The organism is Glycomyces endophyticus (genome assembly GCF_039531525.1).
GTDB classification, from domain to species: domain Bacteria; phylum Actinomycetota; class Actinomycetes; order Mycobacteriales; family Micromonosporaceae; genus Glycomyces; species Glycomyces endophyticus.
In genome coordinates this window covers 69882-84345 of the sequence record NZ_BAAAQF010000019.1, presented here as the reverse complement: position 1 = coordinate 84345, position 14464 = coordinate 69882, and the positions used below count along the sequence as shown (strand labels likewise).

14 protein-coding genes are annotated in these 14464 nt (G+C 72.3%); 4 read left to right on the top strand and 10 right to left on the bottom strand.

Annotated features, from left to right (window positions below; translation table 11 throughout):
* The first annotated feature begins 4 nt into the window (after positions 1–4).
* A complete protein-coding gene (locus ABD419_RS19890; RefSeq protein WP_344490083.1) occupies positions 5–2257 on the top strand; it encodes an Hsp70 family protein in 2253 nt (750 codons plus the stop codon).
* Positions 2258–2272: 15 nt separating this feature from the next.
* On the opposite strand, the gene ABD419_RS19885 is transcribed toward ABD419_RS19890, so the two are convergent.
* From ABD419_RS19885 to ABD419_RS19860, 6 genes are all read right to left on the bottom strand, one after another.
* Positions 2273–3064, bottom strand: a complete 792-nt coding sequence (locus ABD419_RS19885; RefSeq protein ID WP_344490080.1) for a hypothetical protein — start codon at positions 3062–3064, stop codon at positions 2273–2275.
* Between the two features lie 10 nt (positions 3065–3074).
* The gene (locus tag ABD419_RS19880) at positions 3075–3797 is read right to left on the bottom strand and encodes a hypothetical protein (protein ID WP_344490077.1); all 723 of its coding nucleotides are present in this window, start codon (positions 3795–3797) and stop codon (positions 3075–3077) included.
* Position 3798: 1 nt separating this feature from the next.
* Positions 3799–4131 carry a type VII secretion target gene (locus ABD419_RS19875; RefSeq protein WP_344490074.1) on the bottom strand — a complete coding sequence of 111 codons (333 nt, stop codon included), beginning with the start codon at positions 4129–4131 and terminating at the stop codon, positions 3799–3801.
* Positions 4132–4383: 252 nt separating this feature from the next.
* Positions 4384–5364 carry a VOC family protein gene (locus ABD419_RS19870; RefSeq protein WP_344490072.1) on the bottom strand — a complete coding sequence of 327 codons (981 nt, stop codon included), beginning with the start codon at positions 5362–5364 and terminating at the stop codon, positions 4384–4386.
* Positions 5361–6089, bottom strand: coding sequence for a TetR/AcrR family transcriptional regulator (locus tag ABD419_RS19865; protein ID WP_344490069.1), 729 nt, complete (start codon positions 6087–6089; stop codon positions 5361–5363). Before ABD419_RS19865 ends, ABD419_RS19870 begins: the two co-directional genes overlap by 4 nt.
* Before the next feature lie 60 nt (positions 6090–6149).
* Positions 6150–6662, bottom strand: coding sequence for a GNAT family N-acetyltransferase (locus ABD419_RS19860; protein WP_344490066.1), 513 nt, complete (start codon positions 6660–6662; stop codon positions 6150–6152).
* Positions 6663–6715: 53 nt separating this feature from the next.
* Between ABD419_RS19860 and ABD419_RS19855 the strand changes: the two genes are divergently transcribed.
* Positions 6716–7480, top strand: coding sequence for a TSUP family transporter (locus ABD419_RS19855; RefSeq protein ID WP_344490063.1), 765 nt, complete (start codon positions 6716–6718; stop codon positions 7478–7480).
* Here ABD419_RS19855 and ABD419_RS19850 read toward each other — a convergent pair.
* Together ABD419_RS19850 and ABD419_RS19845 are read right to left on the bottom strand one after the other, a co-directional pair.
* Positions 7477–8319 carry a deoxyribonuclease IV gene (locus ABD419_RS19850; RefSeq protein WP_344490060.1) on the bottom strand — a complete coding sequence of 281 codons (843 nt, stop codon included), beginning with the start codon at positions 8317–8319 and terminating at the stop codon, positions 7477–7479. The two genes, ABD419_RS19855 and ABD419_RS19850, sit on opposite strands and share 4 nt — an antisense overlap.
* A 90-nt stretch (positions 8320–8409) precedes the next feature.
* A complete protein-coding gene (locus ABD419_RS19845; protein WP_344490057.1) occupies positions 8410–8727 on the bottom strand; it encodes a DUF2218 domain-containing protein in 318 nt (105 codons plus the stop codon).
* Between the two features lie 194 nt (positions 8728–8921).
* Here ABD419_RS19845 and ABD419_RS19840 point away from each other — a divergent pair, with 194 nt between their 5' ends.
* Both ABD419_RS19840 and ABD419_RS19835 read left to right on the top strand, forming a co-directional pair.
* Positions 8922–11651 (top strand): beta-L-arabinofuranosidase domain-containing protein, encoded by a 2730-nt coding sequence (locus ABD419_RS19840; protein ID WP_344490054.1) that lies wholly within the window; start codon positions 8922–8924, stop codon positions 11649–11651.
* A 245-nt stretch (positions 11652–11896) separates the two neighbouring features.
* Positions 11897–12388 (top strand): hypothetical protein, encoded by a 492-nt coding sequence (locus ABD419_RS19835; RefSeq protein WP_344490051.1) that lies wholly within the window; start codon positions 11897–11899, stop codon positions 12386–12388.
* A gap of 101 nt (positions 12389–12489) precedes the next feature.
* On the opposite strand, the gene ABD419_RS19830 is transcribed toward ABD419_RS19835, so the two are convergent.
* On the bottom strand, positions 12490–13056 hold the full coding sequence (locus tag ABD419_RS19830; protein ID WP_344490048.1) for a dihydrofolate reductase family protein: 567 nt from the start codon (positions 13054–13056) through the stop codon (positions 12490–12492).
* Between the two features lie 384 nt (positions 13057–13440).
* Positions 13441–14409, bottom strand: a complete 969-nt coding sequence (locus tag ABD419_RS19825) for an alpha/beta hydrolase (RefSeq protein ID WP_344490045.1) — start codon at positions 14407–14409, stop codon at positions 13441–13443.
* Positions 14410–14464 lie beyond the last annotated feature (55 nt).

Below are 14464 nucleotides of genomic sequence, written 5' to 3'. Positions count from 1 at the left end.
CCGCGTGACCCCTCCTCACCTCCTCGGCGTCGACTTCGGCACGTCCCATGTGGTCGCCGCGCTCCGCACGCCCGACGGGCGGACCCGGCCGCTGCTGTTCGACGGCTCCCCGCTGCTGCCCTCCGGGGTCTTCCTCGACGTCGCGGGCGAGACCCACCTCGGCCGCGACGCCCTGCGCCTGGCCGTGGGCGCGCCGGACCGGTTCGAGCCCAACCCCAAGCGGCACGTCGCCGAGCCGTCGATCCTGCTGGGCGACAGCGAGATCGAGATGTCGGCGGTTCTCACCGCGGTCTTCGCGAAGGTCCTGCGCGCCTGCACGGAGGAGACGCCCGTCCCGCCGCCGATCGTCCTCACCCACCCCTCCACCTGGGGCGCGGTGAAGACCGGCCTGCTCCGCGACGCCGCACTGGCGGCCGGGTTCCCGTCGGCGGCGACGGTCAGCGAGCCGGTCGCGGCCGCCGCCTACTACGAACGCGCGCTGGGGCACACGATCGACGGCGCCCTCGCCGTGGTCGACCTCGGCGGCGGCACGGTCGACATCGCGGTCCTGGCGCGCGATGGCGACGGGCCTCCCGCGGTCGTGGCCGAAGGCGGCCTGAGCGGCTTCGGCGGCATCGACATCGACGCGGCCGTCGTCGAACACCTGCGCGCCGCCGCCCCCGAGACCGAAGCCGGATTCTGGGCCGGCGTCGTGGACCCCAAGACCGATCGCCAACGGCGCGAACGCAACCAGGTGTGGACCGAGGCCCGCGAGGCCAAGGAGATGCTCTCGCGCGCGACCACCGCGCCCCTCGCTCTCCCCGGTCGCGACACGACCGCGCACCTCACCCGCGCCGAGCTTGAGGCCGTCGCCGAGCCGCTGCTCGCGCCCGTCGCCGCCGAGCTCGACCGGGTCCGCGAGCGCGCCGAGTCGGGCGGGCACGACCTCACCGCGATCTTCATGGTCGGCGGCGCCGCCCGGATGCCCCTGGCCGGCAGCGTCGTGCACCGCGCCACCGGCATCGCCCCGGTCCTGATCGAACGGCCCGAACTCGTCGTCGCCGACGGCGCGGCCGGCTTCGCCGGTCCGGCCGCCCCCGCGGACACGCCCACCGCGCCCGCCGAGCCGGCCCCCGGGCCGTACACGCCCCCGGCCGTGCCCGCGACGCCGCCGTCGACCGTCCACACCGCACCGGTCCTGCCCGCCCGCCCGACCCGTCCCAGGCGCCGTCTCGCGGTCGCGGCCGCAGCGGCGGCGGCGATCGCCCTGCTCGCGTCCGTGCTCTTCCTGAACCCGGGCGACCTCCTCTTCCCCGACCGGGCACCGGTCTCGGGCGCCCTCGTGACCACCGCGGGGACGGTCTGCGACGGGGCGGTCCCCGCCTTCCCCGAAGGGGCGACCGGGTTCCTTCGCGGCCCCCACTTCGAGCTGCGCCCCTCCTGCGCGGGCGTCCTCACTCCCGCCGAGGCGGCGGGGCTCGCCTGGCTCATCGAGGACCTGCCCGAGCTCGCCCCCGGCCAGCGGCTGGCGCTGGTGCACTTCGAGGCCGCCGAGCAGGTGCTCAGCCTGCCCGACGGCAGCGTCCACGAGGTCGCGACCGAGATCGTGCTCGGCGACCGGTCCTGGAACGTCACCGGAGTGCCCGGCGAGGACACGCTGTACTACGCCGTGATCCCTGCGGGCGACCGAACCGCCGTGACCGTCACCGACGCCGAGCGCGCGCAGACCCTCGACCTCGCGAGCGGCGAGGTCGAGACGCCGGTCCTTGCGTACTACCACGGGGCGCTCGACGAACGGCAGCTCCTGGTGAAGTGGAAGGTGGGACTGGAGTCCGACGACCAGGAGTGGACGGGCGGCTCGCTCTCGATGGAGGACCCCGTGCAGGTGTCCCGGCAGGCCTTCGACGAGACCGCGGGGTGGCTCACCGAACCCGGCATGGTCCGGCTCACCGCCGTCTTCTCGTACATCCACGACTACACCAACAACGACATGCGCTTCGAGTTCGACGCGCTGGAGCAGTTCTGGGTCAACACCCGGAACGGCCCGCTGGCGGCGGTCGGCGTCGAGGCGGTCGACCACTTCATCGAGAACGACGACCCCGGCTCGGAGGGCGAGGGCCGGACTTACACGATGGTGTTCGAGGTCCCCGCGGACATGACCTCGGTCGAGTTCGCGTTCGCGCCGCCGGACGCCGTCCTCGACTACAGCATCGACGTGTGGCTGTACCCCGTCGACGGCGAGGAGGTCTACTACTACACCTTGGACTTCGCCGCCTGACCGCCGCCGGCCAGGTCAGATGGGACCCAAGGCGTTGGTCAGCTTCGGGTGGTTCCTGAGCTCGGGGTAGCAGGTGCGGATCATGTCCCGGTAGGCCTCGTCGTACCTGGTCGGGTCCTTCAGCGGCCGGTTGTGCGGGTTCGGGCTGTAGTCGGGCTGGACCATCATCTGCGTGTTGTGGTAGGCCAGTTTGGACTGCATGTCGGTGTGCTCCAGCAGCAGCGCCTCCGCCATCCGGTCCTCGCGGGACTTGGTGGGGTCGTTGAGGACGTCCTCGAGCTTCTTCAGGTGCGCCGGGTCGGCGCCGCTGCCGGTGGTGCTGACGACGCGGTGGTCCTCGTAGTCCAGTTCGATGGCCGACGCGTGGCCCTTGGTCCAGGGCTTGCCGTCGCTGTAGGTCCACGGCGGGTTCAGCTTCGACATGATCTGCTGCGGCGGCACGTGGTTCGACTCCAGGCCGTTCGCCTTCAGGTTGCTGTGGTTGGAGTGCCAGCCGCCGCCGTAGGGGCGCGTCGTCGGATTGGGGTTGCGCATGGTGGCGGAGTTACCCGGCTTGAGGTTCGTGACGTGGCGGCCCAGTCCGATCTGGTGGACGGGCCGGTGGTCGTGGACCGCCGCGGTGTTGTTGCGGATGGCGGCTCCGACGGGCGGCTGCGTCGCGCTGACCCGGGCCCGCGACGGCCCGCCGGTGGTGGTGTCCGGGCTGTCGCCGGAGTCCCCTCCGGAGCGCCGGTGCAGGCCGGTGACCGCGATGAGGGCGCCCAGGAGCAGTGCGGTCCTGAGGGCGCGGGCGAAGGGTGCGCGCATGAAGGGGTCCTTACACGTCGAGGAGGGCACGGAGGGATTCGATCGAGGTCACCAGGCCCATGAGCCAGCCGAAGATCCGGCCGACCCACTTGACCACCGCGGTGGCCATCTGGGCCGCGACGATGGGGGTGGCCACGCCGAGGGAGAAGACCACTTCGGCGAGCCAGACCACCACCTTCGCGATGCAGTCGGCGATGAATCCGCGCACGAACTCGCGCACCATGGCCACGAGGTTCCCGGCGCCGCGCACCGCCTCGCCCATGCCCGCGGCGGTGCCCGCGAACGCGCCGGTGAGGTCGACGTTCGCCGCCGCCATCGCGCGGTAGGCCGCGGCCGCGTCGTCGTTCCACCCGGGGAGGTCCGCTTCCAGTGCGGCGCCGAACTCCTCGCCGATGGCGAACAGCTCGCCGGCGATGTTGTCCCATGTCATCGCGATCGTCTCGATCGTCTCGGGGTCGCCCGCGAGCCAGTCCAGGGCCTCCTTGAGCGGCTGGACCTGCTCCATCGCCCATTCGATGCCCATGGCGAGGAGCGTGCTGAAGGGGTCGATCAGGGTCGAGCCGACGTTCAGCGCCGCACCGAGTCCCGCGATCGAGCCGTCGATCCAGCTCCCCGACGCGATGGCCTGGCTGATGCCCTGGTAGTCCTCGTAGAACGCGAAGCCGGTGCCGCCGTCGCGGTAGCCGGCCTGCCCTTCCTTGATCTGCCCGGTGGTGGCGATCAGATCGCTCATGTCAGCTCGCTCCCGGGTCGCGCACGCCGGACTGGAGGTCGGAGAAGCCGCCGGCCGCGAACTCGTCCGCGGACTCGTACTCGGCGGCGCACTCGTCGAGGGCCTGCGCGAGCAGCTCGAAGTTCTCGGCGAGGGCGTCCATGCCCGCGTCCTGGTCCTGGTGGCGCTGCTCCATGATCGGCGGGAGCATCTGGCAGAGCTGCCCGTAGGCGTCGTCCGACATGGCGATGTGGGAGCTCGCCCCGCGGATCGCGGCGAAGCGCCCGTGGAGGGCGCGGAGGTGCGCGGCGTGGGTCCGGAGCTCCTCGGGGTTGACGTCGATGCCCGCGCCCATGGCTAGGACGCCTCCCCGACGTCGGCCCGGCCGCAGGGAAGGGGCGCCCGGCGCAGGCCGGACGCCTCGGTGCAGAAGGGTCGTGTCATCCCAGCTCCGTTCGGTCGCATGCCTTCCGGTCGGGCCGAAGGCGGTCGGGCGTGGGGACGAGTATATGAAAACAAAGCTAACTTCAGGGAACGGCGAGATGGACGCCCGCCCGGACCGCCGCAGGGGACGACTGCCGGTCCACATCAGACCTCGCCTGCTCGCCTACGCCGCCTGCTGGAACACCACCGCCGCGCCGTGGGCGGCCGTGGCCGGGAGGAACGGGCGGCCGTCGGCGGCCCGGCGGACCGTCACGCCCCGGGAGCGGAGGTAGGCGACCGTGTCGTCGAGGTCCCCGACCGCCACGGTGTACGCGGCGACGCCGGGTATCTGGCGCGGAACCGCTCCGGGGAGGCGCTCGGCGAGGTCGCGGGGCGTGGTGAGGACGAGCCGGCCCGAGCCGGCCGCGAAGACCGACGCGGACCCCTCGGACACGGGGTCCCGGCCGAGGTAGCGCCCGTACCGCTCGATCGTGGACCGGCGGCGGTCGTTGCCGACGCAGATGAGCGCCTCCACCACGCCGACCGCGCCGTTGGGGTGCTCGGTGCCCAGCTGGGCGTCGAGGAGGTCGGCCGGGGCGTCCTCGGCCGCGCCCACCCGGCCCTCGCCGACCATGCCGAAGGACGCCGAGGCCGCGTCGTGGATCTCCAGGAACCGCACGTCGGCCAGGCGCGTCCCCTCGGCGGTCGCGACGGGCCGCTGGGCCCCGAGGGCGCCGCTGGTGCGCACCCCGGCCGCGGCCAGGCGCTCGGCCGTCTCGGCCGCGTCGCGGGTGCCGAACACCAGGATGTGCGCGCCCTCGCCCTCGCGCAGCCGCCGGGCCAGGCCGCCGAGGGTCTGCTTGACGACCGCGCGGGTGGCCGCGAGCCGGTCGTCGGGGACCTGGAGCGGGATCAGCTTCGCGGAGGCGGGCAGCCGCGCAGGGTCCTTGGGCGCGAACGCGAGCAGCTCGATGAAGCTGCGCGGGAAGTCCGCGTGCGTGTTCCCGGCCCCCACCGGCTCGGGCGCGGCGCCCGGCCGCGGCGGCAGCGCCGGGTACGCGGGCGCGCCGACGTGGAAGCCCAGGTGCCGGAAGGTCTCCAGGGCCGCCTCCATGTCGCGGACCACGAGTCCGATGTGGTGGATGCCGGTGATGTCCTCGGTCATGCCGTGCGCCTTTCGGTCGTGGATCGGTCGGCGTCGCCGTACGCGGTGCGCCGGAAGGCGGCGGCGAGGCCGGTGAAGGCCGCGGCGACCCGCGGGGCCGCGTCGCGGTAGCGGTCCGGGGAGGGCGCGCGGGCCGGCTCGAACGCGCGCCGGACCACCGCGGCGAGCTGATCGGCGCGGTACCCGGCGTCCGTGCCGGGCCGGAACGGCTCGGAAGCGAAGAACCCGTAGGCCACCGCCTCCATGCCGAACTCGGCGTCGGCGAGGTCCAGGCCCGCCCGCAGCAGCCGGTGCTCGGCGAGCGCGGCCAGGTACTCACGGGTCGTCGCCGCCTTCACCGCCGCGGTCTCCTCGCGGGCCGGGTGCCGCGCCAGCGCTTCGAGCTCGTCCGGCCCGGCGCCGAAGACGAGTCCGAGGACCGGGCGCCCCAGCGCCTCCAGGAAGTGCCGCCGCAGGTACCGGTGCGGCGCGGCCTCGATCGGGTCGGCCGCGACCGCTTCGGCGATCCGGGTCCACATCGCCGCGGCCTCGCGCGCGCCCACCGCCAGGAGCAGGTGGTCGCGGCTCGCCCAGTGCAGGTACACGGTCCCCTTGCCGACCCCGGCCCGCGCGGCGACCTCCTCGATCCTGATCCGGCGCGAGCGCCGCTCCAGAAGCAGGGCCGACGCCGCGTCGAGCAGCGCGTCCGCGCGCCGTCCGAGATCCGCCCGCTGCGACACCGCCATGGCCGCCTCCGTTCAACTCGTGACCAGAATACACTTCTGGTCACGAGTCTGCGAGTGGCGCTACTGCTCCTCGGTCCGGTACACCCGGAACCCGCGCCGCTCGTAGTTGCCGAGCGCCACGGGGGAGTCGTCGGTGCACGTGTGCCCCCAGACCCGCTGCGGCGCTTCGAGACCGGGCCACCGCTCGGCGAGGGTCCAGGCCCGTGCGATCCCCTCCGACAGCAGGTGCCCGCCCAGGCCGCGGCCGATGAACGCCGGGAGCAGCCCGAAGTACGCCAGCTCCACCTCGCCCGCGCGGCTCCCGTCGAGCTCCGCGAACCCCGCCGGCGTGCCCCGCACGTACCCGACCCAGGTCTCGACCCCGGGCCGCTCCAGGTACCCGCGCCACTCCTCCTCGGACCACGCGAGCCGGTCCGTCCAGTTCCACCGGCCGCCCACGGCCGTGTACAGGAACCGGCTGAACTCGGCGCTCGGGATCTCGGCCCGCACGACGGCGAGGTCCTCGGCCGGGGCCTTCGCCGGGGCCAGGTCCGTGCGGTCGCGCATCTCGAAGTACCAGGTGGTCAATGTCATGCGGTGCCTTTCTCGCGGTGGCCGGATGATCGCACATGCGAGGATGCGGAACCATGACCGCCCTGCCCGCCGACGCCCTCGCCTGGACCGCGCTGGCGTTCGGAGCCCTGCTCGTCGGCTTCTCGAAGGCCGGGATCAGCGGCACCTCCTCGATCGCGATCGTGCTGTTCGCCGCCGTGATGCCCGCGAAGGAGTCCACCGGGGCGATGCTCCTGTGCCTCATCCTCGGCGACCTCTTCGCGATCCGCTACTACGCGCGGCACGTGGAGTGGCGCATCCTGGCCCGGCTCGCGCCCTGGACCGTGGTCGGCGTCGTCGCCGGGGCCCTGGTCCTGGACGCGGTGGACGACGGCGCCATGCGCCCGTTCATCGGCGTGATCCTCCTGGTGCTCCTCGCGGTCCAGCTCGTCATGAAGTACGCCCGCCGCGGCCGGGAGGAGGCCCCCGAGCTGCCGCCGCTGCTGCGCCACGGCGCGTCGGCGGCCACCGGCACGGCCGCGGGCGCGGCCACGATGCTCGCGAACGCCGCGGGCCCGGTCATGGTCCTGTACCTGTTCCTCGCCGGCTTCACGAAGCTTCAGTTCCTGGGGACGATGGCCTGGTTCTTCCTGGCCGTCAACCTGTTCAAGGTCCCGTTCAGCATCGGCCTGGGCATCATCGACTGGGGGACGGCCCTGCTGGCGGGGTGCCTGCTGCCGGCCGTCGCGCTCGGCGCGCTGGCGGGCCGGGCGGTCGTCAAGCGGGTGGAACAGCGCCAGTTCGAGATCGCGACGCTGGTGATGACCGGGGTCGGCGCGGCGCTGCTGGTCGCCGCCTAGGTTCGGTCGAGCTCCTTGGCGTGGGCCACGTCGTGCTCGCGGGTCGGCGTCTCGGAGACCAGCGGCACGCCCTTGAGGAGCGGCGCGGCGGCCACGGACCGCAGTCCGTCGTCGCCGAGGACCCCTTCGCCGAGCGTCTCGTGGCGGTCGCGCCGCGAGCCCATGGGGTCCCGGCTGTCGTTGTAGTGCACGAGCCCGACCCGCTTCGGGCCGATGGCCGCGTCGAGCACCTTGAGCGAGGCGTTGAGCTTCCTGCGGTCGGCGAGCGGTTCGCCCGCGGCGTGGAGGTGGCAGGTGTCCAGGCACAGCCCGACCTCGGGGATGCCGATCGCGTCGATGTACTCGGCGGTGCTCTCGAAGGTCCACGCCATGGCGTTGGAGGCGCCCGCGGTCGGTTCGACGAGGAGCCGCACCGAGTCGGGCGCGCCTTCGAGGACCGATTCGTACACGGCGGCGAGGCGCCCCAGCGCCCCCGCGCGGTCGCCGTCGCGGGAGGAGCCGGCGTGGACCACGACGCCCGCGGCTCCGACCTTCGCCGAGGCCGCCAGCGCCGCGCGCAGGTGCTCGACCGAGCGCTTCACCCCGTCGGCGTCCGGCGAGGCGAGGTTGATGAGGTAGCTGGAGTGCACGTAGACGGGCCACCCGCGCGCGGCGCACTCCTCGCGGAACCGCTCGGCGACCCGTTCGTCGACCTTGGGGAGCGCCCAGCCGCGCGGGGAACCGAGGAAGATCTGAAGCACCTCGGCGCCGATCGCCTCGGCCTCCGCGACGCCGGTCTTGACCAGTCCGCCGCCGACCGGCACGTGCGCCCCGATCGCCCGCTTCCGCCTCGCCCCCATCGGTGGCCTCCTCCCCGCCCGCGGCCGCCGTGCCGCGGCCGCGCAACAGCCTACCGCTTCACCGGGGCCCGCACCCGCGCATCGCGCGCCTCAGCGCCAGACGACGCGGAGGTTGTCGCGGTGGCCGAGGCGTTCGAGATGGACGCCGAGGGCGTCCCGGAGGTTGCTCAGGGACGCGCCGTCGTCGGCGATCACCATGAGCGACAGCGACTCGGGGCCGAAGTTGAGCAGGCCCTCGCCGATGCCGAAGTCGAGCCGGTAGCCGCCGGGCCGCGACTCGACGGGGACCTTGCGGCCCAGGAACTCCGCCAGCAGGTCGGCGTAGTTCGCCGACCTGGGGGTCGCGACCTCGGCCGTGGAGACCAGCAGGGCTCCCTGGTCGTCGCGGATGGCCGTCGTCTGGATCATGCGTTCCCCTCCGAGAACTGCCGTTTCATTGCCTCGAACCCTTCGCCGCGGGGGTACATCCGCAGGTTAATCACTGGGACACCTATTTGTCAATGACGACAACAAATCCAGGTCGGGGCGGGTTGACAGGGATGTTATCGATAAATATATTGATATCAATGTGACCGTGCACATACTCCAGTTAGGAGCACTCTATGCCGTCCTCACCTGTGACTCGCCGCCGCCTCTTCCAGGCCGCCGGCGCCGCCGCGGTCGCGACCGCCGCGGCCGCACCCGGCGCCGCCCACGGCGCCGTCGCCCCCGTGCGCACCGACATCGGCAACCTCGCCCAGCCCTTCGCCCTCGGCCGCGTCCGGCTCAACGCCGGGCGCTGGCTCGACAACCAGAACCGCACCCTCTCATACCTCCGCGACGTCGACGTCAACCGGCTCCTCTACAACTTCCGCGCCAACCACCGCCTCTCCACCGCCGGCGCCGCCGCCAACGGCGGATGGGACGCCCCCACGTTCCCCTTCCGCACCCACGTCCAGGGCCACTTCCTCACCGCCTGGGCCCAGGCCTGGGCCGTCCTCGGCGACACCGCGGCGCGCGACAAGGCCAACACCATGGTCGCCGAACTCGCCAAGTGCCAGAACAACAACGCCACCGCGGGCTTCGCCGCAGGCTACCTCTCCGGCTTCCCCGAGTCCGACTTCACCGCCCTCGAAGGCGGCACCCTCACCAACGGCAACGTCCCCTACTACTGCATCCACAAGACCCTCGCCGGCCTTCTCGACGTCTGGCGCCTGAACGAGAACACCCAGGCCCGCGACGTCCTCCTCGCCCTCGCCGGCTGGGTCGACACCCGCACCGCCCGCCTCTCCGCCACCCAGATGCAGAACGTGCTGCGCACCGAGTTCGGCGGCATGAACGCCGTCCTCACCGACCTCTACCAGCAGACCGGCACCGCGCGCTGGCTCACCGCCGCCCAGCGCTTCGACCACGCCGCCGTCTTCGACCCGCTCGCCAACGGCACCGACGCCCTCAACGGCCTCCACGCGAACACCCAGGTGCCCAAGGCGATCGGCGCCGCCCGCGAGTACAAGGCCACCGGCACCGCTCGGTACCGCACCATCGCCGCGAACTTCTGGAGCATCGTCTCCGCCGCCCACACCTACGCCATCGGCGGCAACTCCGAGGCCGAGCACTTCCGGCCCCCGAACGCCATCGCGTCCTTCCTGGACACCGACACCTGCGAGGGCTGCAACTCCTACAACATGCTCAAGCTCACGCGCGAGCTGTGGCAGCTCGCCCCGGAGAACACCTCCTACTTCGACTTCTACGAGCGGGCGCTCCTCAACCACCTCATCGGCTGGCAGGACCCCGGCAGCGCCCACGGGCACATCACCTACTTCACGCCCCTCAACCCCGGCGGCCGCCGCGGCGTCGGCCCCGCGTGGGGCGGCGGCACCTGGTCCACCGACTACAACTCGTTCTGGTGCTGCCAGGGCACCGGGATCGAGACGTTCACCAAGCTCATGGACTCCGTGTACTTCCACTCGGGCACCACGCTGTTCGTGAACCTGTACACGCCCTCGACCCTCACCTGGTCCGAGCGCGGCATCACCGTCACCCAGGCCACCACGTATCCGGTGAGCGACACGACCACCCTCACCGTCACCGGCTCGGTCGGCGGCTCATGGACGATGCGCCTGCGCATCCCCGCGTGGACCGAGGGCGCGACGGTCAGCGTCAACGGCGCCGTCCAGTCCATCGCGACCACCCCCGGCACCTACGCCACCCTCACCAGGAACTGGGCCTCCGGCGACACCGTCACCCTCAAGCTCCCGATGACCTTGGAGATCGAGCCCGCCAACGACAACGACGGCGTCGCCGCAGCGGTCTTCGGCCCCACGGTCCTGTCCGGGAACTACGGCTCCACGGCCCTGACCGCCCTCCCGATCCTGGAGACCGAGTCGATCCAGCGCACCAGCGCCACCTCCCTCGCGTTCACCGCGACCGCCAACGGCGCCACCGTGAACCTCGGCCCCTTCTGGGACGCCCACAACCACAACTACACCGTCTACTGGAACACCGGCGGCGGCAGCACCGACACCCCCGCGTACAAGCTCTACAACGCGGGCTCGAACCTCGTCCTCGGCGTGCAGGACATGTCCACCGCCGACGGCGGCCTCGCCCTCCAGTGGAACGACACCGGCACGCCCGACCACCACTGGGAGCTGCTCGTCTCCGGCTCCGCCCTGAAACTCCGCAACCGCAACAGCGGCAAGGTCCTCGGAGTCCAGAACATGTCGACCGCCGACAACGCCCCGGCACTCCAGTGGGCCGACAACGGCACCGCCGACCACCTGTGGACCCCGGTCGACCAGGGCGACGGCACCCACAAGCTCCGCAACTCCCACAGCGGCAAGCTCCTCGGCATCCTCAACGCCGCCACCACCGCCGGGGCCCAGGCCGTCCAGACCCCCGACGACGGCACCGCCGACAACCGCTGGCGCTTCGTGCCCGCCGGCGCCCGCCGCATCCAGAACGTCAACAGCGGCCTGGTCCTCGGCATCCAGAACATGTCCACCGTCAACGGCGGCCTCGCGGTCCAGTGGACCGACAACGGCACCGCCGACCACCTCTGGACCGCCGTGCTCGACACCGGCGGCTACTTCAAACTGCGCAACTCCCACAGTGCCAGGGTCCTCGGCGTCGAGAACGCCTCGACCGCCAACGGCGCCCGCGCGATGCAGTGGGACGACAACGGCACCAACGACCACCGGTGGCGCCTGCGCTGGGGCGGCGGCAACGCCTTCCGCATCCAGTGCGCCAACGGCGGCCGGGTCCTCGGCGTCTCGAACGCCTCCACCGCCACCGGCGCCCAGATCGTCCTCTGGGACGACAACGGCACCACCGACCACCTGTGGCGGTTCATCTAGGGCCGAACGCGCGGATCGGGGCGACGGGAGCCGCCTCGACTCGCGCGCACGGACGCCGGGCGGTCGCTCCCCTCCCGCCTGCCACGTCCTCGATGGACTCGCTCGCATCCGGTGTGGACTTCCGTGCATTACCGTTGAGTTGCAAGGTCATCCGTTCGGAGGATTGCCCTCCGTGGTCGAACTGCAACAGACTTCTCGGGAGCATCGCATCGATGATGTTCGATAGTTATCCGCAGAGGAGTCTTATGCGAACCAACCTTCTCCGGCGCGCGCTCGTCGCCTTCATCGCCGCACTCGCCCTGAGCTTCGGATCGGTCATGGCGGCCTCCCCGGCACAGGCCGCCTGGGGCGCTCAGATCCCCGTCAGCATCATGGTCACCGGCAACGGCCAGCAGCTCGGCTACGCCACCGGCTGGGTCCAGTTCGACACCGGCGGCACCACCTTCCAGTACTCGATCACGGTGTGCCGCCAGTCGAGCTACACGCTCCCCACCCTCACGGTCGCCGTGAACTCGACCGGATCGAACCCGAACGGCACGGTCGTCGCCACGCACTACATGTCCTCTCCCGGTCCCAACATCGCCGCTCCCTGCTACCAGGGAAGCCAGAACTTCACGGGCACGCTGGCGTACTCGGGCCTGTCGAACGTCTACTTCAAGGTCGCGGGCAACACCTTCGTCAACGGCAACAACTTCACGGTGTTCACACAGGATCGACTGGTCGCCAAGCAGTACTAGACCGGTCCGGCCGGGGCGCGCGAACCGCGCCCCGGCCCGCCACGGTGTCCAACGGCCGCGAGCCGGGCACAGCGCCAGTAGCGCCGCGCCTGGTTCGCCCGCTAGTGCGGGATCGGGCGCCCGGTCGGGGCGTACTCCACGAGCAGGATCCGGCCGTCGAGCACCGTGTGGTCCACGAGCGCCAGCTCGGCCTCCTCGACCCCGTCGAACGTGGCCTCGCGCCCGCCTGGGCCCACCAGCAGCGGGAAGGTCATGAGCCGCAGCCGGTCCACCAGCCCCGCATTGAGCAGCTGCTTCACCAGCGACAGGCTTCCCATGGTGCGCAACGGAACCTCGCTGCGCTCCTTGAGCTCGCCCACCGCCTCCACCAGGTCTCGGGACTCCACGACCGCGCCCGGCCAGGCGGCCGACGACAGCGTCCGCGAGAACACCGTCGTCGGCAGGCGGGTCATCTGCTCGTAGCCCTCGTCGCGGGCCTCGGCGGGCACGGCGTCCAGGGCCTCGTAAGTGAGGCGGCCCATGACCACGTGCTGCGGCCGCGCCGACTCCTCCTCGATCCATCGCCCCAGCTCGGGGCCGAAGTAGCCGAAGTACCCGGGCGAACGCTCGCCTCGGGCCCAGCCGTCCGCCGACACGAACAGGTCGGCGGTGAGAGTGGCGGTCGGCATGGGCGTCTCCTTTGCTCGCGGCAACCGGGCGCGCCGATCGCGCGCACACCGACGGTGCCGGTCTCTATAGGAGTAGACGCCCCGAGCGTCCCGGATTCATCGCATTCCCGCGATCCGCACGCCGCACGTGTGCTGATCCTGCCGCCGCCGCTCGGCGGGCGGCTTACCGAAGCGGCTGCCGCGACCTCAGACCGGTTGCCTGCAGGAAGCGGCCGCGACGAACTTCGGCGGACGGCTCACCGGGGGGCGGCCGCCGCCGAAGGCCGCCGGATCGGCCGGTGGGAACGGCCGCCGAGGTTGCCTGCCCCACCGGCCGGCGGAAGCGGTGGCGAGTCGCCGGGCGGGCAACCCCCGCTGGATAGTCGAGGCCGGTCGCGAGGCTGCTCAGCGGCGTGCGGGCTCCACTGCCAACCGCTCGGCCAGGAACGCCACGATCGCCTCGCGGGCCGGGCGTGCGGCCGGGACCAGGCCCGGGGTGCTCACGTACCCGTGGGTCGCCCTGGGGTGCACGATGATCCGCGCGGCCGAGCCGGCCTCCTCCAGGCGCTCGACGTACCGCCGCCCGTGGTCGAGCGCCGCATCGAGCCCGCCGACCACGACCAGCGCGGGCGGGGCGTCCGCGAGGCCCGCGAACTTGGCGGGGGAGTAGACCTCACCGTCGTCGCCCGGCGCCAGTGCCAGATCGGCGCACTTGCGGAACCGCTCGACCGACAGGCCCGGGTTGCGCCCGTTCCGCTCCATCGAGGGGTACTCGGTGGCCGTCGCGGACCAGTCGGTACCGGGGTAGACCAGCACCTGCGCCCGCACACGCGGACCCTCCTCCCGCGAGCGCAGCGCCAGCAGCGCCGCGATCGTGCCGCCCGCGCTCTCGCCGAACACCGCGATCCGCTCGGGGTCCACGCCCCAGCCGAACGGGTCCCGCGCGAGCGCTTCGAGCGCGTCCACGCCGTCCTCGACCGGCGCGGGCAGCGGGTGCTCGGGCGCGAGCCGGTAGTCCACGCCGACCACGACCGCACCGAGTGCGGCCGACATGCCGCTGTTCACCCAGTCGTTCTGCTCCGGCGACCCGCCGATGAACCCGCCGCCGTGGAACGACAGCACCAGCGGCCGCGGGCCCTCCGCCCGCTCGGGCACGAACGCGCGCAGGCGAAGCCGCCTGCCGGGCAGGTCGAGGTGGCACTCCTCGATCCGGGCGCCGGCGTCGGGCCGCTTGGTCACGAACCGCAGCAGGGGCGAGGCCAGGAGCTTCTCGGCCTTCGCGCGCATGGCGACGATCCCGGCGGTGTCGATCGAGTCCCAGTCGGTCGCGTCCTTGACCAGCAGCCGGACGCCGAGGTGGGGTTTCTCGGACATGGTCTCCTCCAGTTCCCTAATACGCTACTCGAAGTAGCGTAATCTCAGGATAGCC

Excerpts from the sequence above, each read along its gene's own strand:
- ABD419_RS19880 (WP_344490077.1), bottom strand. The coding sequence starts at position 3,797 with ATGAGCGATCTGATCGCCACCACCGGGCAGATCAAGGAAGGGCAGGCC.
- ABD419_RS19840 (WP_344490054.1), top strand. The coding sequence starts at position 8,922 with ATGCCGTCCTCACCTGTGACTCGCCGCCGCCTCTTCCAGGCCGCCGGC.
- ABD419_RS19865 (WP_344490069.1), bottom strand. The coding sequence starts at position 6,089 with ATGGCGGTGTCGCAGCGGGCGGATCTCGGACGGCGCGCGGACGCGCTG.
- ABD419_RS19855 (WP_344490063.1), top strand. The coding sequence starts at position 6,716 with ATGACCGCCCTGCCCGCCGACGCCCTCGCCTGGACCGCGCTGGCGTTC.
- ABD419_RS19850 (WP_344490060.1), bottom strand. The coding sequence starts at position 8,319 with ATGGGGGCGAGGCGGAAGCGGGCGATCGGGGCGCACGTGCCGGTCGGC.
- ABD419_RS19860 (WP_344490066.1), bottom strand. The coding sequence starts at position 6,662 with ATGACATTGACCACCTGGTACTTCGAGATGCGCGACCGCACGGACCTG.
- ABD419_RS19870 (WP_344490072.1), bottom strand. The coding sequence starts at position 5,364 with ATGACCGAGGACATCACCGGCATCCACCACATCGGACTCGTGGTCCGC.
- ABD419_RS19885 (WP_344490080.1), bottom strand. The coding sequence starts at position 3,064 with ATGCGCGCACCCTTCGCCCGCGCCCTCAGGACCGCACTGCTCCTGGGC.
- ABD419_RS19845 (WP_344490057.1), bottom strand. The coding sequence starts at position 8,727 with ATGATCCAGACGACGGCCATCCGCGACGACCAGGGAGCCCTGCTGGTC.
- ABD419_RS19830 (WP_344490048.1), bottom strand. The coding sequence starts at position 13,056 with ATGCCGACCGCCACTCTCACCGCCGACCTGTTCGTGTCGGCGGACGGC.
- ABD419_RS19875 (WP_344490074.1), bottom strand. The coding sequence starts at position 4,131 with ATGGGCGCGGGCATCGACGTCAACCCCGAGGAGCTCCGGACCCACGCC.
- ABD419_RS19825 (WP_344490045.1), bottom strand. The coding sequence starts at position 14,409 with ATGTCCGAGAAACCCCACCTCGGCGTCCGGCTGCTGGTCAAGGACGCG.
- ABD419_RS19835 (WP_344490051.1), top strand. The coding sequence starts at position 11,897 with ATGCGAACCAACCTTCTCCGGCGCGCGCTCGTCGCCTTCATCGCCGCA.